This is a genomic window from Bacillus sp. MYb56, from assembly GCF_002976445.1.
GTDB lineage: Bacteria > Bacillota > Bacilli > Bacillales > Bacillaceae_G > Bacillus_A > Bacillus_A mycoides.
Genome location: NZ_PCOH01000015.1, coordinates 63289 through 84786, shown reverse-complemented (window position 1 = coordinate 84786; position 21498 = coordinate 63289). Strand labels below are relative to the sequence as shown.

Here is a 21498-nt window from a genome sequence, read left to right as displayed (position 1 = left end):
GAGCTTGCTTTTTCATCGTAAAATATGTCTATTATTGATTTACTTTTTTTATAGTCTCTTTTTCCTCTATATGTTCCTCACGATATGAAATATTATGAGGATCCAATCCATTTCCTAAAGAACCATAGAAATGCTCCCTATGCGGATCAACTAATTCACTTCCGTGATAATACACACGTGGTGTATTCCAAAGTGCTGCCAAAGCTTTTGTCATCGGCATTTCGTGATAGCGTTCCGGCCACATTTCTTTAATTTTATCTTTTACTAATGGATAGTATTTAGAACTCATAGCAGGAAACAGATGATGTTCTGTATGGTATGAGAAATTGAAATGTAAAACGTCTACCCAGCGCGGTACTGTTACTGATAAACAGTTTGCTAAAGGATCATTTACTGGAACAATAGGATTTAAGCGGTGATTTGTTGCGATATACGCCATTACAATAAAGTTAGCAATTAACAACGGAATCACGTATGCAAAGAACCACTTTGTAGGTCCCATAATAAACAATAAACTAATCCAAACTGTCCAGGGTAAAAGAAGTTGAAGCCATACAGATTTTTGATTGGATGACTTAAATTCTTTTATAAAATGAAAGAACATTCGAGTCGAATGTAACGTAAATTGAATTGTTAGTGACAGGAAACTAAAGAATGAACGTACATGAAGAGGCATGCGATATACCCAACTCAAAAACTTACTCTTTTTCAGTTTCTCAAATGTCGGCCATGCATCTGGATCATTCTCTTCATGCTGTGTGTGAACATGATGCGTTGCATTATGCCACTTTCTCCAAAGTTTTGGGCCAGTTGATAATGGCATAAATGCTATCGCACCTAAAAAATCACGAAGCCATGCCTTTCTTACAACTGTTCCATGTAAAATTTCATGTCCTAAAAATCCAAGTGAAGCAAAACATAATCCAAGAACAATTGCAATTCCTAGATTTGCCCACACATTCAATTCAAATACACCGATCGTTATTAAACCAGCCAATGCCACAAGTAAATAAGCCAGTCCACCAAATAATCGATTAGGAACTGGTTTAAATGCTTTTTTCGGCAAATGTGGTGCTACACGTGCTGCATACCACCCAAACGTATGAAGCTCCTTCATCCTTTTGCCCCTTTCTTATGCCGCGCCCCGCGCAACTTGCATATATCAATTCTTGCTTCCAGATTGATTTTACTACGTGATCCAAAAAGCATTTATCATAAGGAAAATATACTCACTCTATCGTCACTTAATTTTCGCTTTTATTATCAATGAAAAACATTTCTCTTTTTACTCTCTATCAACCTTTCCACATGATGAATCATAACAATAGAATTTCTATATTGTCAACAACTTTTATGACCTAGTAATAAAAGTTGGTTATATTTTTATAATTATACTTTATTTCACTAAAGAAAAAGCATAGATTTCATAAGGCTTTATCAGGTATATATACATATCCACTTAAACAACATAGACTCTATCTTATTCAAGAACTCTCTATGTAATCAACAAATGGAATCACTTGAATTTAGCTTTATATAAATCCTACTTCTTCATACTGCCCCAATAAAATAATTATATTAAAATATTTTTTCTTTCGTTTAGTAAGAATAGAACGCTACGAAAACAACATACATGAATTCCATATAATATGGAAATATTAAAAGGAAAATTGTTCTAATTTGGAGGTTTTCAAAATGACAGATGACACATTTCCGCAGTTACCATCATCCTATTGGATTGAATCTACTCAATTTCCTACTTTTCCTCATTTATCCGAAAATATAAAGACAGAAGTTGCTGTTATCGGAGCTGGTATTACAGGCATTACCACCGCCTATTTACTCGCTAAAGAAGGAATGAAAGTCGTTTTAATTGATTCTGGTTCTGTTTTAAATGGAACAACTGGGCATACAACCGCAAAAGTAACAGCTCAACATGATCTTATTTATGATGAATTAATAAACAATTTTGGTGTTGAAAAAGCCAGGCTTTACTACGAATCAAATAGTAAAGCTCTACAATTCATAAACGAGACTGTACAAACATATAAAATCGACTGTAATTTCACAAATGAAGATTCGTATTTATATACAACTACCAATAATGGCTTGCGAAATTTAACGAAAGAATATGAAGCCTATCAAAAATTAAATATTCCTTGTGACTATGTTCAATCCCTGTCGATTCCTATTCCCGTACAATCTGCACTTGTGATGAAAAATCAAGCGCAATTCCATCCCCTCCTTTATTTAAAAACACTTTTAGAAAAGTTTGTGGAAATGGGTGGAAAAGTTTATGAGCAAACAACAGCTATTGATGTGGAAAAAGGAGATTATCCACAAGTTATTACAAAGGGTGACCATCGCATCACTTGTAAATATATTGTCTCTTGTTCACATTTTCCTTTTTATGATGCTAATAGCTTTTTCTTTACGCGAATGTACGCAGAACGCTCCTATGCCCTCGCAATAAAAGCAAAAACGGATTATCCAGGGGGCATGTATTTAAGTATCGATGATCCAAAACGCTCCATACGTTATACGACAAGCAATGGAGAAAAGTTGATATTGATTGGCGGAGAGAGCCATAAAACAGGCCAAGGAATTAATACGATGCTTCATTATGATGCACTATATTCCTTTGCTGAATCTACTTTTGGAGTAGATGAAATTCCTTATAGATGGTCAGCGCAAGATTTAATCACGCTAGATAAACTCCCTTATATCGGACATATTAACGAAAGGAATCCAAATATATTTGTGGCAACTGGATATCGTAAATGGGGAATGACGACTGGAACTGCAGCAGCTCATTTACTGAAGGACTCCATTCTAAAAGTCCACAGCCCATATAAAGAACTGTTTGCACCATCACGCTTTCATGCAAATCCGGATATAAAAACTTTCCTCTCTCAGAACATTGATGTTGCTAAACACTTAATTGAAGGAAAAATTGAAACCGCATTACGTAAGCCAGAAAATCTTGAAGTTGGCGAAGGTTCTGTTGTACATGTCAACGGTAAACGAGCAGGTGCTTATAAAGATAAAGAAGGAAAATTACATATCGTCGATACAACTTGCACACACCTCGGTTGTGAAGTTGAATGGAATAGCGGTGATTGTACTTGGGATTGCCCTTGTCACGGTTCCCGTTTTTCAATTGATGGGGATGTTATGGAAGGTCCAGCAGATCAACCATTAAAGCGAGTTGATAACGAATAATTACAGATTCAGCGTGAGTTTTCATTTACTCCCTTTTGTAAGAATAATCGTAACTAGCACCGTTTTCTTTATTCCTAAAACACAAAAAGAGCACAAACTCACTTGTGCTCTTTTTCATATACTTCAAACAACATATTTCGAAATAATGTATTCAAACTCTCAATATCAATCCCTAATCCCTTTTCAATCCCTTTCACGTATTGCTCATAATAATCAATTTGTTCTTCTAAAAATTGATTTAACACCTCAATTTTCAATCCAACATCTAATTCCGTACCTGCTTTTTTCTTTATTAACAACTTTTCAATTTCATCTAATACACTAGGCTCGACTGATAGTTCCATAATTAACCGGTCAAATTCTACTGGGGGCAATGTCCCTTTCTCTTCTAACCATTTACAAGCTAAAATAGGACGTAATACGTAAAAGTACTTTTTCAACTTTACATTTTCACCTTGTAAAAATTCACGATAGTTTTTTGAAGCCATATGTAAGTAATGATATATCGTTGATTTCGGATTAAAATCCTTTTCACTCATTTGCTGAAGCTGTTCTGGAAGGTTCGAGTTTTTCGAATAAAAAATCGGCGATCGAATCCATTCGAGTAACGCTGGATTTGACTTTGCAAACAGTTGCAATGCCTTTTTAATATCCCAACCACTTATGTCTAAATCATCACTAATTGGATATTCGATTACATCACGCTTATCATGAATTGATAAATACCATTCTACTGGATGTATATAAACAAACCTAACATCATAATCGCTATCTTTCGATGGGAATCCCCAAGCACGACTCCCTGATTCCACTGCAAATAAAATTTTCACATCATTCTCTTTTTCAATTCGTTCTAGTTCTAATTCAATTTTCTCTCTCATTTCATACCATCTCCATTTTTTGATTATTTCCCTGGTAATTCGACAAATATACGACTAATTTTACTATATACCAAAACAGCTGTCAGAAAATTTCTGACAGCTCAATAAAGCACCTATTTTTTCTTTTCCATTACAGTAGCCGCAATGCGTTCAAACTCATTTTGAATCTCCTCTTTATATGCATCCACTTTTGAAAAATCCATAGCAGCAATATAAATTCGTTCTAATTTATCACGAACTGATTTTGCTTTTGCTAAGAAAGACATTGCCTCATTCATTTTTGCTTTATATTGAATGGAAACGTCACGAATTTCTGTAGCATACTTCTCATCCGTCCCCGGTTTAACAATAAGAGTATACATATCTATAATCTCATCACCTTCGCGACTTGGAAAATATTCATGTGGTGCGGTACTATCAAAAATTGCAAATCCTAATTCTCTTACGATAACCATATCAAGACTATTCGGGTCAAATCCGCAATGATATACTTCAACGTCAAAACCTTTTTCTTCTGCTGCCTTCGATAACTTTTTAAGCATTGTTGATTTTCCAGAACCCGGGCGTCCTTTTATAAAATAACGATGTGGTAATCCTTCTGTTAAATTAGGAACAAAATCAACTGCTCCTTTCGGTGTAGCAGCTCCTAAAAAACGATGTTTCACAATCGATTGTTTTCCCTTTTTATCTGCAAATAATTTCTGAATTAGCTGTTCTGTTAGTTCATTTGCTTTATTAAAATCAATGTTATTAATATATATTTTCTCCCACTCATCATGTATAACTAACGCCTCTTTAAAACATCCGTAAGCAGATTTGAAAGCCTTGCCCGCTTCTAATACAAATCGTTCAATTTCTAACTTCTGCTTTCTTAATTTATCTGAGTCCCAAGCAACTCCTAAATTTATATACTCTTCAATAACTCCTGGCATTTTCGGCTCAATAACATGCGGTGATGTTCCATCAACAATTCCTACTTTTAATTTCGGAATAATCACCCCATCAACTGACTTATTATCAGAAGAACAATGCAAAAGTTCAATATCATATCCTTTTTCAACCCATTCACGACCTATTGCCTTAATTAAAGAAGATTTTCCCGTTCCTGGGCCTCCCTTTAAAATAAACAACCTGTCTAGCCCCTTCAAATTCTCTTCGTATAAGCTGTGAAATCCTCTAGCTGTATTTCCACCGGCATAATAATTTAATACATTCCCTGTCACTGCACTCACTCCTTCGCAACAGTCTACTTACATAAGCTACAATATGCGAGCAACTTTATTTGGGTGAACACCTAATTTGTATTGCGCGAAAAAAGGAAATGAATTACAATTTAAATATCACGAATATTCCGAATTTAAAATCGAATAAACCTTTATCAAGAGAGGCAGAGGGACCGGTCCTTTGAAGCCCAGCAACCTCAGTTTATGCAAACTGAATAGGTGCTAATTCCTGCAAAATGCATTGCATTTTGGAAGATAAAACTCAACTAGTATGTAAAGCTCATCTTTCTTGATTATGAAGGATGGGCTTTTTATTATTTGAAAAAAATATATTGGAGGTATGTAAAATGAAAGTAATTGATCTATCACAAACGTTTGAAAATAATATGTCTCAATTTCCTGGAACACCAAAAATCCAACTAGAAGCCATTACAAGCGTTGAAGAAACAGGTTATCAAGTTACGAATTTTCATTCTGTCGTTCATGTTGGTACGCATTGTGATGCGCCTGCTCATTTCATTTCAGGCGCAACCACTATTGATCAATTACCCCTAAATCAATTTGTAGGCGAAGCTGTTCTTATCGATGTGACTCATGTTCAAGAGCGAAAATTACCTAAGGAAGTATTACATACTGTCGACATAAAAGAAGGCGATATTGTCATTTTCCATTCCAATCTATCTAATAAATGGAATACCGAAGCTTATGAGAAAGAAGCGTTTTATCTTTCCGAAGAATTAGCTGAAGAACTAGTTCAATTAAAAGTAAAATCTGTCGGTTTAGATTTTATTTCTCCTGATGAGGTAACGACAGAAACATCACCGATTCATCACATACTGTTAGGAAATAATATTTACTTAATTGAAAACTTAACAAACTTAGATGCCATTAAAGCGAAACGATTCTTTTTCTCAGCAGCACCTTTAAAAATTAAAAATAGTGACGGTGCTTTCGCAAGGGCATTCGCTGTTATTTTTTAAACATGGTCTACAAAAAAAGCAAAGATCACTTTTGACCTTTGCTTTTATATTTTTTATTTAAGTTAAAAAAGAATTGCTCCACCCTTGGTCGTATCCAAGCTAAATAATCTTTATCTTTCTTCTTTGTACAAGCTATCTCTTCTCCATCTACCATTTCGACAAGTTCTAGCTCTAACAGTTGCCTCGTAAATGCTACCATATTTACTTCTTCTGCTGGATATTCTTCTTTTAATTTCTCCTCAATTTCTCCCAATAAAAAACCGTCACGCATCATTGCTAGTGCATCAATCCAAAGTGGCGGCATTTCATATGTCTCTCCTGTAATCGTATCTTTTACAATATAGTTCTTTTGCTCTTTTCGAAATTGAATCGTGTGTAAACATACAGTCGAATTTAATGTTAATTCCATCATACCACCCCTTTCATCATATCCGCATAGAAAAAAGGATGCGCGTGCACCCCTTCTTTTCTTTTCATAACACTACTGAACCGTTACATGAGCTAAAAGCTCTATGTCGATATTTTCCTCCATTATAAACGAAGTTTTTTATAAAAAAAACCCTTCTTGAAACATTTTATAAAATGTTTATATTTACACAACAAGAACACTTTTCTGAAAAGTAATTTCGTCTAATGCACTACACTGTTGGTAAATAAATTTCCACTTTCGTTCCTATCCCCATACTACTTTCAATCGCGATACTCCCTTGATGTTCTTCAATAATTTTATATGTAATCATTAATCCAAGACCTGTACCATTCTCTTTTGTTGTATAAAAAGCTTTTCCGATCTTTTCTATTTTCTCATTTTCTATCCCAAGACCTTGATCTTCAACAGAAATACACAAGTTCTCTCCAGCCTTTTCATATGCCAGAATCCGAATATTCCCGCCTCCTGGCATCGATTCAATTCCATTTTTGATGATGTTTAACAACACTTGTTTTAATTGCTTATCATCACCATTTATAACGGGTAAATTTCCATCTACTTGCAAATTAAATTTAACTTTATATTGAGTCGCATAGCTTTCCATTAACTGTACAACATATAAAAGGATTTCCCCTATATTACACCATTCATAATTTGTTGGTTTCGGTTTTCCTAATAACATCAATTCACTAACAAACCCATTAATTCTCTCAATTTCTTGCAGCATAATCTCATAGCTCATCGTATCTTCAGGATTTCTTTCTTTTTGAATTTGTGTAAATCCTTTTAAAGCTGTTAATGGATTTCGAATTTCATGAGCGATTGTTGTAGACATAGTCCCAATAACCGCTAAATTTTCTGTCTCTTTCATACTGTTCATCATCTCAACAACTGTCCTTACATAAGATTGAAATCTCTTTAATAAAGAATGCGAAATGATGAAAAAGAATATACATAATACAAGCGGAATCACAACTTTTACATCTTGTAATATTAAAGTAAAAAATACATATTTTCCAATTACACTACAGGAAACGAAATAAAAATATTTTCTGTTCACGAAAATCGGTGCAAATAGAATTAAAAATATTTCAACCATATTTCCATTTTCAAAAACACGATCACTGTGTAAATAAATCATTAAGTTATTAATAAGATCAATAAGCATGTACCCAATTAAAAATAAGTATTTCACAAAATATACATAACCTTGTTTTTGAAGATATATTGAAATAGGAAATAAAGATATTACTAATATATATACACCTATTCCCATACCACCTTCTGGCCACCCTACCCTTGCTTCATTAATATTCATAGCGGGATAAACAAAATAATAGATAACGTCATATAAAAATAATATAATATAGAATAATAATATAAATACTTTTAAAGCTTCTCTTTCTTCATAAATCAAGCTCTTGTATTTGTTCATATAAAAACTCCTCTTGATCAATACAAAAAAACATTTCAAGTGTTATCTCTTTAAATTATAATTATGAAATTGCTTTCAGGGCAACATGTAACCTTCTAATACTAAAAGGAAGGAGATACAGCTCCTTCCTTTTCAGTTACAATTTATATCCATCTTACCCTATCATTTAGCAATCCATCTGTAAAATTATTATGTCCTACTACAAAATCCTTCATATATAAATTTAAATATTCCCCATACTTACTTTCAGTATTTAATAATAATTCTTCTACATAATAAGCGCCTTGTCCAAAAGTATCTAACAGTAAACTACATAAGCCAGCATAAATTCCACACCCTACTTGGAAGTACGTCGCATTTGTTTTATATTTTTGAAAAACTTGGCTACTATTCATTACATTATACATGTATGTCTCATTATGTTCATAAACGAGTAACACACCGACTAAATCTTCTCCTATAATATCATCTTCTGCTGGATTAAATACTTTACGATTCCAATTCCGTAAATCTTCCACTTTATCTAAGTTCTGTCTAATTAAGTTTGTTGTATACTCATTGATCCGATAAAGAAAACCCACTTCCATATTAAAAGATTTCCCTAAAATTAAAACTTCTTCATGTGGCATTAAGCAACCATAAAATTCTTTTTCACCTAACTTTACTTTATACTCTGAAGCATATACATCCTCATAAAAGTAAAGTGGACGATGATGACTCATATACATAGGATAACTCCATATCGCTTCATCAAGAAAACGCTCAACTGCCCATGATGCATAAAGTGTATGAGGTTTTATAAGCTCTTTATCATTCAAAAATGAATTATCATGTTCTACAATATAGCATGCTCGCGGCTTTTCATTTGGACGTTCTTTCATAAGCTCAACAACCATCCATTGAACAACACCAGGATTCATACCTGAGCCTATAATCGCTCTTGTATTTGTAAATGTTTCTTTCTCCTTCTCAAACCTCGTATACCTTTCCGTAAGCTGAAAACCAAGTAAACTATCGTCTTGATCTACTGCCTCATTTTCCAAAGCCGAATTAATATAACAAATGCCAAGGTCATTACAACAACTCAGTACCCTAATTGTATCTGCACCTGAAACATCAATAACAACCTTCGTTCTTTTTTCCTTTAAATGATGTTTAAATTTGACTACATCTTGAAGGTTTATTTCATATAAAAAAAATTGCTCTTTCAAATTTGGAAACAACTCATCATAATAACTTTTATCTTTTTGTTTTATATCCACTAAATGGAAGTTCACATTCTTTATCACTTCATAAATTGGATCTTTTTCATTTACTACCGCTTGATTCAAAATTGCTAACACTGCTTTTGCTGCTCCACCCGCACTGCCAAGTAATGTAATCGAAAACGAATCTGGAAACTGCTCCACAAACAAAACCCCTTTAATAAAGTAGTTGAGCAGCACTTCCTCAAAAGTGAGTTGAATACACAAAAAGGTAGCTCGTACACCTTTAGTACAAGATTGCCCCTTCAAAGATCACACTAACATACCTATATGATATTCAATTCATTTCCCCCTCATATCCAAATCGAATGAAACAAATAGGCTCGACCTTTTCTTCCCTATATATAAAAGAAAAAGCCAGCCCTTTCAACTAGTCTACGGACAATGGACAGATTTTACATGTTGAATATTTACATACATTTTTGCATCACGTGCTTTTAATATTTCAATATGCCCTTCATCAATTTTCGCCATCTTTCCGATTTTATTAGATTCTTCACCTAAATCAAACACCATAATTTTCCCAGACATTTTAATAAGCTGCTCTTCGAACGTTCTCGCTAAAGTAATATTTAATGGATTTACGGGGAGTTCATTTTTATTGAGGGAATAAGGGACTTGGTTCTCTTTATAAGGAATTAGCCATTTCAAATGCTTTAAAGATATATATACCGTTTTATAAACTGGACTATAAAAAACAATATAATCGTTCATTACACTTGTAACATAACCGTGTATCGGAACATTTCCTGCCACATAAATTTCTGTAAAAATCCCTTTAGATGTGATTAATACTTTTCTCAAAGAAATTGAAGGTGATTCCCTCTTAATTACAGAGTCCACACCAGGCTTTAATATTTCTTCATCATACTCTCTTAAAAATCTATAATATTGAATATGATATAAAGATATATATACATAGTCTTGTCCATTGTAAAGAACTACAATATCATTTCCTACATCAATTAATACACCTTTAAATTTTTTTTCACCGATCAATTTAACGTATATGTTTTCTCCAATATTCTTGTTTAACTCATTCATCTATATCCTCCTTTCTATGAAATTGCGCTTTTCTGTCTTCCATTTCAAAAAAATAATCAGGGGCAATGTTCCGTCTTTTAATAGTAAGAATTCTTTTTCATATACCGCGAAATTATTGCAGCAAAATATGAAATCGTTCTTCACTTTCAATCATAATGCCCCTTTTATTTATTAAACATTATTCTTCTTCATTCTTTTTGTTTTTAACTATTTGACTCACACTCTTAATATGAGAATTAATTATATAAATGACCTCATCACCGTTTACTAGTGTAATACTTCCATCATGTATATCACTTAATAAACCTTCCACACACTCTGGTCCACCACGATTAATCTTTATCCATTTATACTTCAAGTCATTTAATACATCTAAAAAAGTATCTTCATCAGCATAGAAATATGAACCATATTCTCCCGGTGCTTCTTTCACTTTCCTAACTAGACTCTTCACATGTTTCAACTGGTAATATACTAATTCTCCAAGAGGCAATTGTAGTGTAAGGTAATCTTTTCCTAATGATACGAGTACACCTACTCTACTTTCTGGTCCGCGAAGATTTACTTTTACATTTTCACCGACTAAACCTTTAATTTGATCACAGCATAATACACTCTCCAATTTTGTACCCTCCTTTCTTATTATCTTCCTCTACTTGATTGTCTTTGTGCACGAGCGCGACTTGAATTATTACTGTTTTCATTACTTTTCTCATCGCTACTCTCATCACTATTCTCTCCACTTACTGGTGCATTATAATTAACACTCTTAATATGAGATAGTGCAATTAATACCACTTCTTCTTTTATAATTAACGTTACATAATCGCAAGAAACGTCTTGTAAAATACCTTCAACTTTCTCTGGACCACCACGATTAATTTTCACCCAGCGGTATTTGAAGCCTTGAAGTAGCGTTTCAAAGTCTTCTGCACTGTCTTCTTCCGACCATACAGAATCACCTATCCCACCATCTTTCGTATTTTTTGTAATGCTTTTCAGATGGCGAAGCTGGTAGTAATGGTACTCTCCTTTTTCATTCTGTAATACGACGTAGTCCGTACATACTGACACTATTATTCCTTTTTGAGATTCCGGTCCACCTCTGTTTACTCTTACATAAGATCCAATTAATTCTTTCAAAAAATCCCAATGAAATAAACTCACGAGAAAACCCCTTCCATTAATTTATAAGCTTTTGCACTGATAGTATATGTATCTGTACAGGTTATGTTCGCTATGTTTGTCCCCGCTATGAAAAAATATGCTTTTAACCAATAATACTAATCCCCATAAAATCTTCTTTCCCTTAAAGTAACTCTAGGATTTCGGATGACTTTTTCATCCCTTAATATAAAAAGCCCCCGTATTAAGATACATTTCTGCATATCTTAATACGGGGGCTTTTTATAAATTTAATCTTCGTCTTTAACATCCATATCTTCTGGAATTGGTTCATTTAATATTTCTTCCACTAACTGCTTATATTTCTCCATTTGTTCTAAATGTGTATTAAACTGTTCCTTATTTATTAAATATTGCTCTCCATCAAACAGTGCACGAATTTTCTTTTGCTGAATTAAGTCTTCAACATACGATTTTGGTAATTTCAAATACTCCGCAGCCTCTTCTATCGTTATATACAATGTGTTCATTCCTTTATTATTTTTTCATATACATAATGTATCTTACTTTATTTTTGTAAACAAATAAAAAAGATTTTGTAAATACAAATTAAAAAGCAGGTAGATGCATTCCATATATTGTATAATAGTATAGTAAGTATTTTTTTAAATATAGAATGGTATTACCCATTTACACAAAGGAGAGTTAACATATGGCTACTCGTCACATCATTACAATGTTAGAAAAAACATTACGAGTTGAAACAGAAAACACAATTTCTCATCTATCTAAGTCTTTATCCGATCGTATTCTTTCACAAAGTGCAGCAGTACATGAAAATAATTGTTATCATACGATTGGTGAATGGTACAAAAATCATTTCTTATTCCAACAAGATGATTTCCTTTGGGCTAAATACGTTTTCTATGATGCATATTGTGAAGCTATAAAAAAACAAGGCAATCTTACAAAACGCGTTCGTCAAATATTAGAATCATTAGCTCGACAACATGGAAAACAATATATTGTTTCTATACAAAATATCCCATTTCCTAATGAACAGGAAAAAGGGACAGCATAATTTAATAATGGTCCGCACAAACCAACTATAGATTCATTGTTTCCTGGAAATATTTACAAATAAAATGTTCAAGTCTTTGTGTTCCCTTTTTATAGAAATACATTCATATGACATGAACTAATGAAAACGGTGTCATGAAAATGATTGAAAATATAGTAAACAGGAAAAACCCCATTTGTATCTCTCGTCCATAGAAATAGAGATGTAAATGGGGGTATACTTGTTCCTTTATTATTTCATCATCTGCTTAATCAATTCTCGATTTCTCTTCTTAAATACTTCATTATGGGAAGAAACCATTCCGTACTCACTTGCATCAGGTTGAATAAATTGTTTCGCTTTATTCACAGCGTTTCCAGCATCTTGGAATGCCCCTGCAATTAAATGTAATTTCCCGTCATGCTTTAAAATATCTCCAGCAGCATATAATCCATCTACAGACGACTCACTATTTGCATTCCCTGCAATATAATAATTATCAACAATAGCAACATCTAACTCACTATTTTCCAATAATGTAATATCACGTTCATATCCATGATTAATAATAACTTCATCGATAGATAAATGAGAAATCTCTCCTGTTTCATGATTTGTTAATTCTACATATTCAATCGCTTCATGGTTATCACCAGCAATTAATTTTGTAATCGATGTATTAAAGAAACATTCTGCCGAACTGTTCATAAGTTGTTTTACTTGTGCTTCATGACCAGATAATTCTTCTTTTCTATATGTTAAATAAACTTTTTTCGCAATCGGTTCTAATTCATTTGCCCAATCAATTGCAGAGTTCCCTCCGCCTGAAATAATTACCGTTTTATCTTTGAAACGTTTTAACGATTTAACTGTATAATTTAAATTTGAGACTTCGAATCTCTCAGCACCTTCAATTGATAACTTTTGTGGATTCAATATACCACTCCCAGTTGCGACGATCACTGTTTTTGAAAAATGTTCTTCCCCAGAGCTTGTTTTCAACGTAAAAATACCCTCTTCATTACGAATAATTGATTCTATTTTTGTATTCAATACAACTTCAGGCTGAAATGTTAATCCTTGTTGTACAAGTTGCTCAATTAATTTCTCACCAGTAACCGGTAACAATCCGCCAATATCCCAAATCATTTTTTCCGGATAAACATGTATTTTTCCACCTAACTGTGGTTGAAATTCTATTATTTTCGTTTTCATCTCTCTGAGTCCACTATAAAAAGCTGAATAAAGCCCTGCAGGTCCTCCGCCTATCACAGTTACATCAAACAATTCTTCTCGATTCATTCGTGCCCACTCCTCAGCTATTAGCAATTGATTATCATTCTCAATAAAATATAACCTGTTTCCGCAAAATTTACAATCAAAATTACTATTGACAATACACCTATATAAAATTATATTATTTAAAGAATCAATAGTGATAATCATTATCAGTTTGTTAATAATTAGCAAATTTGGGATTACATCTTCTTTCATTAATATGGTCAATACTATATTATGAAATCTCATATTCAAGATTTTTAATAAATATTTTGTATTCTGTATTACCACTACTCTTTCAAAAAGATTGCAGTTAAACAAATTATTGTATACACATATCATCTATTTAAAGGAGAAAGACGATGAAAAAATTATTTATTTCACTAACAGTTCTGTTCGTCCTTGTTATGAGTGCTTGTAGCAACGGTTCAACAGACAAGAAGAACGACGCAAAAGGTAAGAAATCAGAAACAATTACATACCAATCTGAAAATGGTAAAGTAGAAGTTCCAGCAAATCCACAACGTGTTGTTGTCCTATCATCATTCGCTGGTAACGTAATGTCATTAGGTGTAAATCTTGTTGGGGTAGATTCATGGTCTAAACAAAACCCACGTTTCGATAGCAAACTGAAAAATGTCGCTGAAGTATCAGATGAAAATGTTGAAAAGATTGCAGAATTAAATCCAGATTTAATCATTGGTTTATCAAATATTAAAAATGTTGATAAGTTAAAGAAAATCGCTCCTACTGTAACATACACTTACGGAAAAGTTGATTACTTAACACAACACTTAGAAATCGGTAAATTATTAAATAAAGAAAAAGAAGCAAAAACTTGGGTTGATGATTTCAAGAAACGCGCACAAACAGCTGGAAAAGACATTAAAGCGAAGATTGGTGAAGATGCAACAGTTTCTGTTGTTGAAAACTTCAACAAACAGCTTTACGTATACGGCGAAAACTGGGGCCGCGGAACAGAAATTCTTTACCAAGAAATGAAATTAAAAATGCCTGAAAAAGTAAAAGAAAAAGCTTTAAAAGAAGGATACTACGCATTATCTACTGAGGTATTACCTGAGTTTGCTGGTGATTACTTAATCGTAAGTAAAAACAAAGATACTGATAACTCATTCCAAGAGACAGAATCATATAAAAATATTCCAGCAGTAAAAAATAATCGTGTATATGAAGCAAACATGATGGAATTCTATTTCAATGATCCACTTACATTAGATTTCCAACTAGACTTCTTCAAGAAGAGCTTTCTTGGTCAATAATACAAACATGAGGAATTCTTAATTTAAGAATTCCTCTTCCTTTATTCTATGAAAAGAAAAGATGTGAAACGAATGAAAAAAGAGCAAGACAACCTACGTTCCAACGCTTTTACATACAAATTAATTTTGAGTATCATTGCATTCTTTCTTATTTTTATGTTTGCAATGGTGTTAGGCGCTGCAGATACTTCTATAAAAGACGTATGGTTAGCACTTACTTCCTCTGCTAAAGGAGATAAGCTATCCATCCTTCGTGAAATACGTTTACCACGTGAAGTTGCTGCTATTTTTGTAGGAGCTGGACTCGCTGTTTCTGGTGCAATTATGCAAGGATTAACGCGAAACCCACTTGCCGATCCTGGATTACTTGGCCTAACTGGTGGCGCAAATGCTGCACTTGCACTAACACTTGCCTTCAATCCTTCTATAAGCTATCTTTACTTAACACTAGCTTGCTTTATCGGTGCTGCAATTGGCGCTATTATGGTATTTGGAATTGGCATGGTGAAAAAGGGCGGACTTTCCCCTCTTCGAATTGTATTAGCTGGTGCTGCTGTTTCAGCATTTCTACTTGCAATCTCAGAAGGTGTTGGCATTTACTTTAAAATTTCACAAGATGTATCAATGTGGACGGCTGGGGGCGTAATTGGAACGAGTTGGAGCCAATTAAAAATTATTATTCCGGTTATTTCAATAAGTATATTTATCGCTATCTTACTTGCAAAGAAATTAACAGTTCTTAGTTTCAGTGAAGAAGTTGCTGTTGGACTCGGTCAAAAAATTATCGTCATTAAAACAATTTTATTTATCATTATTATCTTGCTTGCAGGTGCTTCTGTAGCGCTTGTCGGAAACATGGCATTTATCGGCCTTATGGTACCCCATATGGTTCGTCCAATCGTTGGACCAGATTACCGTTTTGTTATACCGATGTCAGCGATCGCTGGTGCTTCCTTTATGCTGCTCGCAGATACAATCGGACGCACAATTAACGCTCCGTATGAAACACCAGTTGCTGCAATCGTCGCAATTGTAGGATTACCATTCTTCCTATTTATTGTACGTAAAGGAGGAAGATCTTTCTCATGATGCAATCTATTCTAAAGAAACAACGCCTTATCATACTTGCATTACTCATACTTACCATCACAACAATTGTAATTGGAATGGGGCTCGGTTCTGCCGCTCTCTCCTATGACAGATTAATCCCAACACTTATGGGACAAGGTTCATTTAAAGAAGAATTCGTTTTATATTCTTTAAGGCTACCTAGAATCGTCATTACATTATTAGCTGGTATGGCACTCGCTTTATCAGGTGCTGTATTACAAGGTATTACCCGAAACGATTTAGCTGAACCTGGTATTCTCGGCATTAACGCTGGTGCTGGTGTTGCAGTTGCTTTTTTCTTTCTATACTTCCCGATAGACGTAGGTTCATTCCTTTACCTACTACCAGTCGTTGGATTTATCGGTGCGTTTCTAACAGCTGTTCTAATTTACGTATTTTCATATAGCAAATCCACAGGCCTTCAGCCAATAAGATTAACATTAACCGGCATCGGTTTTTCCTTTGCACTATCTGGCGCGATGATTGTACTTATTTCATCTGCAGATCGTATGAAAGTAGACTTTATCGCTAAATGGATTGCCGGAAACATTTGGGGAGATGACTGGACATTTGTTTTAGCAATGCTTCCTTGGCTAATCGTATTAATCCCATTTGTTTTCTATAAGGCAAATAGATTAAATATACTAGCATTAAACGAGCCAGTAGCAATCGGTGTTGGAATTGAAATTGAAAAAGAACGAAGATACTTATTAATCGCAGCCGTTGCACTTGCTGCCGCTGCTGTTTCCGTAACAGGAGGCATTAGCTTTATCGGACTTATGGCTCCTCACATCGCCAAATCTTTAGTAGGTCCAAGGCATCAAATATTCATCCCTATCGCCGTTTTAATCGGCGGATGGTTATTACTACTAGCGGATACAATTGGACGAAATATCGTCGAACCTAGCGGTATTCCAGCTGGTATTTTCGTTGCTTTAATTGGTGCACCTTACTTTATGTATTTGTTATTGAAGAAGGTATAGAGAAACACCCTCAAGATTTTTTTCTTGAGGGTGTTTTCATTTCATTCTACTGCTGCCCATACCCTTCAAACTTCTTCGCCAAATTCTCCATCTCGTCTTCTGGCAGTAATTTCGGTTCTCCGACACTTTTCGTTTGATAATAAATTTGAGCACAAAACTCTATTTCTTCTGCAATAGTAAACGCCATTTTTATATTATTCGCTCCGGCCATTAAACCATGGTTCGCAAGTAAAACTGCACGGCGATCAATCATGCCCTCGAAAGCAGCCTCTGCTAATTGCTCCGTACCAAATGTTTCATACGGTGCACAGCGTACATTCGGGCCTGCAAAAGCAATTAAATACGATACTGCAGGAAGTTCCCACCCTAATGATGCGATTGTCTTCGCGTAAGGAGAATGTGTATGCACAAGCGCATTTATATCTTCACGATTTCTATAATAGATAAGGTGCATATCTAATTCGCTTGATGGTTTTCTCTCTCCTTCTATCACTTCACCATCTAAATTCAATATAACTACATCTTCAGGCGTCGTTTCATAATAATCTAGACCACTTGGGCTAATTGCAACAAGACCTTGTTCACGATTGAAAATACTAATATTACCGCCAGTCCCCTTTGTTAAACCACTAGAAATCATTTTCTTTCCGTACGCTACAACTTCTTCTCTTTCTTTTTGCAGTAACATATACATCCCCCTAGTAAGAAACTTATGATGACTATTTTTCTAAAAACTATCTATTTATTGAAATAGCTTTTTTAAATTCTCCATAAACGGTGCTTTTACAATCCCTTTTTCCGTAATAATCGCTGTTATATTTTCATATGGCGTGACATCAAATGCCGGATTGTATACTTTACTTTCTTGCGGAGCAGAGTATTGTCCGAAACGATTGATCACTTCAGAAGCATCCCTTTCTTCAATTGGAATTTCTTTTCCTGTCAGTGTTTTCAAATCAATTGTCGGCGTTGGTGCTGCTACATAAAATGGAATGTTATAATATTTAGCCAAAATCGAAACACCTAATGTTCCAATTTTATTTGCTACATCCCCGTTTGCTGCTACACGATCACATCCAACGATTACTGCATCGATTTTCCCTTGTGACATGACCATTGCCGCCATATTATCTGTAATGACCGTTACATCAATTCCCGCTCGCTGCAGTTCTAATGCCGTTAACGTTGAACCTTGTAATCTAGGGCGTGTTTCATCGGAATAGATTTTTAAGTCCCATCCTTTTTCTTTCGCTAAGTACATTGGAGCTGTCGCAGTTCCATACTTAGTCGTTGCTAACGCACCTGCATTACAATGCGTTAATACCCCCATGCCATCATGGAATAATGTTAATGCATGTTCTCCAATTTGACGGTTAATTTCTTCATCTTCTCTATGAATCTCTTTTGCTTCTTCTAATAATCTATCTTTCAACTGCGCAATTGATAAGTGAGCATTCTCTTTCGCGACACTTTCCATTCTTTCAAGCGCCCAAAATAAATTTACTGCCGTCGGTCTTGATGTCGCTAAGTATGCACATACCTTTTTTACTTCCGCTATGAATTCTTCCGCCGAACTTTCCGCAACTTCCTTTACTCCTAAATACACACCGTAGGCTGCTGAAACACCTATTGCCGGCGCTCCTCGTACTTTCATTACTTGAATCGCATCCCACACACCCTCAGCCGTTTTAAAAGATTCATAGACTACTTCGTTCGGTAATACCGTTTGATCCAATAACACTAAAGCATCATCTTTCCACTGAATTGGTATTAATTGCTCTGCCATCATCTTCTCCCCTTATTTCGCACTATGCATTGACTGTTTTTTTAACGTTTCTACAAAGCTGCTACCTGTTTTATATTGATTCGCTTGTAAAATAAACTTCTTCGCTGTCTGAAGACAAATTCGCTCCGCTCTAGCACGCGCCTCTTCATTCTCAATACAAGTCATATCCTTTACCTTCGCTAGACCAACAATACGACGAATTAACTCAAGACCCGTCACTGCAGCTGTATCCTCTAATACAGATTGTAAATAAACTCGGTTAAAGCCTTCTTCCTTCGCCATAATCTCTGTCACATGAATATCCCAAGCATCTAAAAACTTCTTCTTAAATAAATCAATTACATCTATCATGGTAGATTCTATCCAGTTCATATATGTATCTTTCTCAATACCAGATTGCATCACTGCATCTGCATTCACCCATGCAAACATTAAATTCGCCATTATATTCCCAACGTCATATCCCATAGGTCCATAAAAAGCAAATTCAGGATCAATAACCTTTGTAGAATCACTTTTTACAAAAACAGAACCAGTATGTAAATCACCGTGAAGTAGCGCTTGTGCATTCGTCATAAACGAAAACTTAAGTTTTGCTACTTCCATACGAAGCTCTTTATCACTATAAATATGCTCCCTAATCCATCCTTCATTTAATTGAAACAATTCGTTGCGTTTATTATGGTTTGTGAATGGCTCTGAATATACGAGGTCCTCTGTAATCTCACATAACTCAGGATTTATATAATTCTTCACGAGTTCCTTCTTCTCTTTATGATTCATTACAACATCTGATGTTAATAGAAGGGTATTTACCATAAAAGTAGTTAAATCATCAGCAAGCCTCGGAAACATTTGATGATTTATGAGTGCTGTACGCAATATTGTGTGATCTGATAAATCTTCCATCACGCAACAATTCATCACACTATCAAACAAATATACATTTGGCACGAGTCCAGATGCTAACTCTCCTTCTAATCGCAAAACATCTGATTCTATACGGATTCGATTCGTCGACAACTTAAACTCATCTGAAATACGCGCTGTATCCCCAGCTTGCTTTACAATGACAGAAATGTTCTTTTGTTCATCCCAAACGCGGAACACATAATTTAAATTACCATCACCTATTTCTTTACACTTTAGCCCCTTTGCATGCTCGAACTTAGGTAATTTCTCTTGCACATATGCAATCACATCTTTAGCTTCCATTAAAAAATACTTCGTGAACTTAGACATGGTTTCCCCTCCACACTAAATGTAAACGTTTTCTAAAAGCCGTAAAAAATAATAGACTGAAATTTTTTCAATCTATACTATATCTTCTCTATTGCAATACATATCTCGCTTTTATTATATCTTGTTAGAAATGGGCGTCAATGTTTCTATTTCTCATTGCAATATACTTCTTATTATATATATTTATGATGACAATAATTGTTCACAAAGATTCCGATACATTTTGTTTTATTTATTGCACAATTCTTTGTAAAATAGAAGTAAGCAGTTCCTTTTCAAATCCACAACTTCTAAGAAATATTTCCTTCCTAAGAATTTATACTTACACCATGTCTCTAACATACACACTACTCTTTCAAATACTCATTGAAAATTTATGACTTGAAAATTACCTTTTAATTCCCTAGCAGCCTTAATTGAGAATAAATATTAATTAAATTGGTATAAAGTTGGTTTATTCTCTTGACAAAATAACCACTTCTATATGATAATTAATATCGAATTAGAATTATTATAGTTAATTAAAAAATATATTTTATGAGCAAACTAATTTCCGATGCTCAAAACCAACCTTTAGGAGGAATTTTAATATGTTATTAATCGGCACAGAAGTAAAACCGTTTAAAGCTAATGCTTACCATAATGGAGAATTTATCCAAGTTACTGACGAAAGTTTAAAAGGAAAATGGAGCGTAGTTTGTTTCTATCCAGCAGACTTCACATTCGTTTGTCCAACTGAACTTGAAGACTTACAAAACCAATACGCAACTCTAAAAGACTTAGGCGTTGAAGTATACTCTGTATCTACAGACACTCACTTCACTCACAAAGCATGGCATGATAGCTCAGAAACTATCGGCAAAATCGAATACATTATGATTGGTGACCCAACTCGCACAATCACTACAAACTTCAACGTTTTAATGGAAGAAGAAGGTCTTGCTGCTCGTGGTACATTCATCATCGATCCAGACGGCGTTATCCAATCTATGGAAATCAATGCTGACGGTATCGGCCGTGACGCAAGCATCCTTGTTAACAAAATTAAAGCAGCTCAATACGTACGTAACAACCCAGGTGAAGTTTGCCCAGCTAAATGGCAAGAGGGTTCTGCAACACTTAAACCAAGCCTTGACCTTGTAGGCAAAATCTAA

Annotated in this window: 21 protein-coding genes and 1 riboswitch; of the genes, 7 read left to right on the top strand and 14 right to left on the bottom strand. The window is 34.4% G+C overall.

Annotated elements, in window-relative coordinates; genetic code table 11:
* Positions 1-31: 31 nt before the first annotated feature.
* On the bottom strand, positions 32-1117 hold the full coding sequence (gene desB, locus CQ058_RS18315; RefSeq protein ID WP_002091268.1) for a Delta(10) desaturase DesB: 1086 nt from the start codon (positions 1115-1117) through the stop codon (positions 32-34).
* Between the two features lie 578 nt (positions 1118-1695).
* Between desB and CQ058_RS18310 the strand changes: the two genes are divergently transcribed.
* Positions 1696-3222 (top strand): FAD-dependent oxidoreductase, encoded by a 1527-nt coding sequence (locus CQ058_RS18310; RefSeq protein ID WP_002016701.1) that lies wholly within the window; start codon positions 1696-1698, stop codon positions 3220-3222.
* 98 nt (positions 3223-3320) lie between these two features.
* Here CQ058_RS18310 and CQ058_RS18305 read toward each other — a convergent pair whose 3' ends face one another.
* Together CQ058_RS18305 and CQ058_RS18300 are read right to left on the bottom strand one after the other, a co-directional pair.
* Positions 3321-4103 carry a nucleotidyltransferase domain-containing protein gene (locus CQ058_RS18305; protein WP_002191799.1) on the bottom strand — a complete coding sequence of 261 codons (783 nt, stop codon included), beginning with the start codon at positions 4101-4103 and terminating at the stop codon, positions 3321-3323.
* A 113-nt stretch (positions 4104-4216) separates the two neighbouring features.
* Positions 4217-5326 (bottom strand): PRK06851 family protein, encoded by a 1110-nt coding sequence (locus tag CQ058_RS18300; RefSeq protein WP_002191798.1) that lies wholly within the window; start codon positions 5324-5326, stop codon positions 4217-4219.
* 149 nt (positions 5327-5475) lie between these two features.
* A riboswitch (SAM riboswitch) is annotated at positions 5476-5588 on the top strand.
* An 85-nt stretch (positions 5589-5673) separates the two neighbouring features.
* On the opposite strand from CQ058_RS18300, the gene CQ058_RS18295 reads away from it, so the two are divergent.
* Positions 5674-6306 carry a cyclase family protein gene (locus tag CQ058_RS18295; protein WP_002091277.1) on the top strand — a complete coding sequence of 211 codons (633 nt, stop codon included), beginning with the start codon at positions 5674-5676 and terminating at the stop codon, positions 6304-6306.
* Between the two features lie 25 nt (positions 6307-6331).
* Here CQ058_RS18295 and CQ058_RS18290 read toward each other — a convergent pair whose 3' ends face one another.
* The 7 genes from CQ058_RS18290 to CQ058_RS18260 form a co-directional block, all read right to left on the bottom strand.
* On the bottom strand, positions 6332-6715 hold the full coding sequence (locus CQ058_RS18290) for a hypothetical protein (protein WP_033708170.1): 384 nt from the start codon (positions 6713-6715) through the stop codon (positions 6332-6334).
* Between the two features lie 229 nt (positions 6716-6944).
* Positions 6945-8171: an ATP-binding protein gene (locus CQ058_RS18285; protein WP_002193398.1), complete on the bottom strand. Its 1227-nt coding sequence runs from the start codon at positions 8169-8171 to the stop codon at positions 6945-6947.
* A 143-nt stretch (positions 8172-8314) separates the two neighbouring features.
* On the bottom strand, positions 8315-9580 hold the full coding sequence (locus CQ058_RS18280) for an S-adenosylmethionine decarboxylase related protein (protein WP_033728360.1): 1266 nt from the start codon (positions 9578-9580) through the stop codon (positions 8315-8317).
* Between the two features lie 231 nt (positions 9581-9811).
* Entirely contained in the window at positions 9812-10480 is a 669-nt protein-coding gene (locus CQ058_RS18275) for an LSm family protein (protein WP_002191795.1), read from the bottom strand.
* Positions 10481-10658: 178 nt separating this feature from the next.
* Positions 10659-11102, bottom strand: a complete 444-nt coding sequence (locus CQ058_RS18270; RefSeq protein ID WP_002029527.1) for a hypothetical protein — start codon at positions 11100-11102, stop codon at positions 10659-10661.
* A gap of 20 nt (positions 11103-11122) precedes the next feature.
* Positions 11123-11647 (bottom strand): hypothetical protein, encoded by a 525-nt coding sequence (locus CQ058_RS18265; protein WP_002029525.1) that lies wholly within the window; start codon positions 11645-11647, stop codon positions 11123-11125.
* A 248-nt stretch (positions 11648-11895) separates the two neighbouring features.
* Entirely contained in the window at positions 11896-12135 is a 240-nt protein-coding gene (locus tag CQ058_RS18260; protein WP_002029523.1) for a helix-turn-helix domain-containing protein, read from the bottom strand.
* A gap of 182 nt (positions 12136-12317) precedes the next feature.
* On the opposite strand from CQ058_RS18260, the gene CQ058_RS18255 reads away from it, so the two are divergent.
* A complete protein-coding gene (locus CQ058_RS18255) occupies positions 12318-12686 on the top strand; it encodes a hypothetical protein (RefSeq protein WP_002010187.1) in 369 nt (122 codons plus the stop codon).
* 231 nt (positions 12687-12917) lie between these two features.
* Here CQ058_RS18255 and CQ058_RS18245 read toward each other — a convergent pair whose 3' ends face one another.
* A complete protein-coding gene (locus CQ058_RS18245; protein WP_002191793.1) occupies positions 12918-13967 on the bottom strand; it encodes an NAD(P)/FAD-dependent oxidoreductase in 1050 nt (349 codons plus the stop codon).
* A 338-nt stretch (positions 13968-14305) separates the two neighbouring features.
* Here CQ058_RS18245 and CQ058_RS18240 point away from each other — a divergent pair, with 338 nt between their 5' ends.
* From CQ058_RS18240 to CQ058_RS18230, 3 genes are read left to right on the top strand one after another with little or no spacing between them, the layout of a single operon-like run.
* Positions 14306-15223, top strand: coding sequence for an iron-hydroxamate ABC transporter substrate-binding protein (locus CQ058_RS18240; RefSeq protein WP_000732562.1), 918 nt, complete (start codon positions 14306-14308; stop codon positions 15221-15223).
* A gap of 48 nt (positions 15224-15271) precedes the next feature.
* Positions 15272-16312, top strand: coding sequence for a FecCD family ABC transporter permease (locus CQ058_RS18235; RefSeq protein ID WP_002191792.1), 1041 nt, complete (start codon positions 15272-15274; stop codon positions 16310-16312).
* Positions 16309-17316, top strand: a complete 1008-nt coding sequence (locus CQ058_RS18230) for a FecCD family ABC transporter permease (protein ID WP_105589920.1) — start codon at positions 16309-16311, stop codon at positions 17314-17316. Before CQ058_RS18235 ends, CQ058_RS18230 begins: the two co-directional genes overlap by 4 nt.
* 46 nt (positions 17317-17362) lie before the next feature.
* Here CQ058_RS18230 and CQ058_RS18225 read toward each other — a convergent pair whose 3' ends face one another.
* Genes CQ058_RS18225 through mtnK form a run of 3 tightly spaced genes read right to left on the bottom strand, consistent with a single transcriptional unit; the run spans position 17363 to position 20344 of the window.
* Positions 17363-18004: an L-fuculose-phosphate aldolase gene (locus tag CQ058_RS18225; RefSeq protein ID WP_002029515.1), complete on the bottom strand. Its 642-nt coding sequence runs from the start codon at positions 18002-18004 to the stop codon at positions 17363-17365.
* A gap of 54 nt (positions 18005-18058) precedes the next feature.
* Positions 18059-19102, bottom strand: a complete 1044-nt coding sequence (mtnA, locus tag CQ058_RS18220; protein WP_002191790.1) for an S-methyl-5-thioribose-1-phosphate isomerase — start codon at positions 19100-19102, stop codon at positions 18059-18061.
* Between the two features lie 12 nt (positions 19103-19114).
* The gene (gene mtnK / locus CQ058_RS18215; protein ID WP_002124934.1) at positions 19115-20344 is read right to left on the bottom strand and encodes an S-methyl-5-thioribose kinase; all 1230 of its coding nucleotides are present in this window, start codon (positions 20342-20344) and stop codon (positions 19115-19117) included.
* Positions 20345-20934: 590 nt separating this feature from the next.
* Between mtnK and ahpC the strand changes: the two genes are divergently transcribed.
* Positions 20935-21498 (top strand): alkyl hydroperoxide reductase subunit C, encoded by a 564-nt coding sequence (gene ahpC, locus CQ058_RS18210; RefSeq protein WP_000924420.1) that lies wholly within the window; start codon positions 20935-20937, stop codon positions 21496-21498.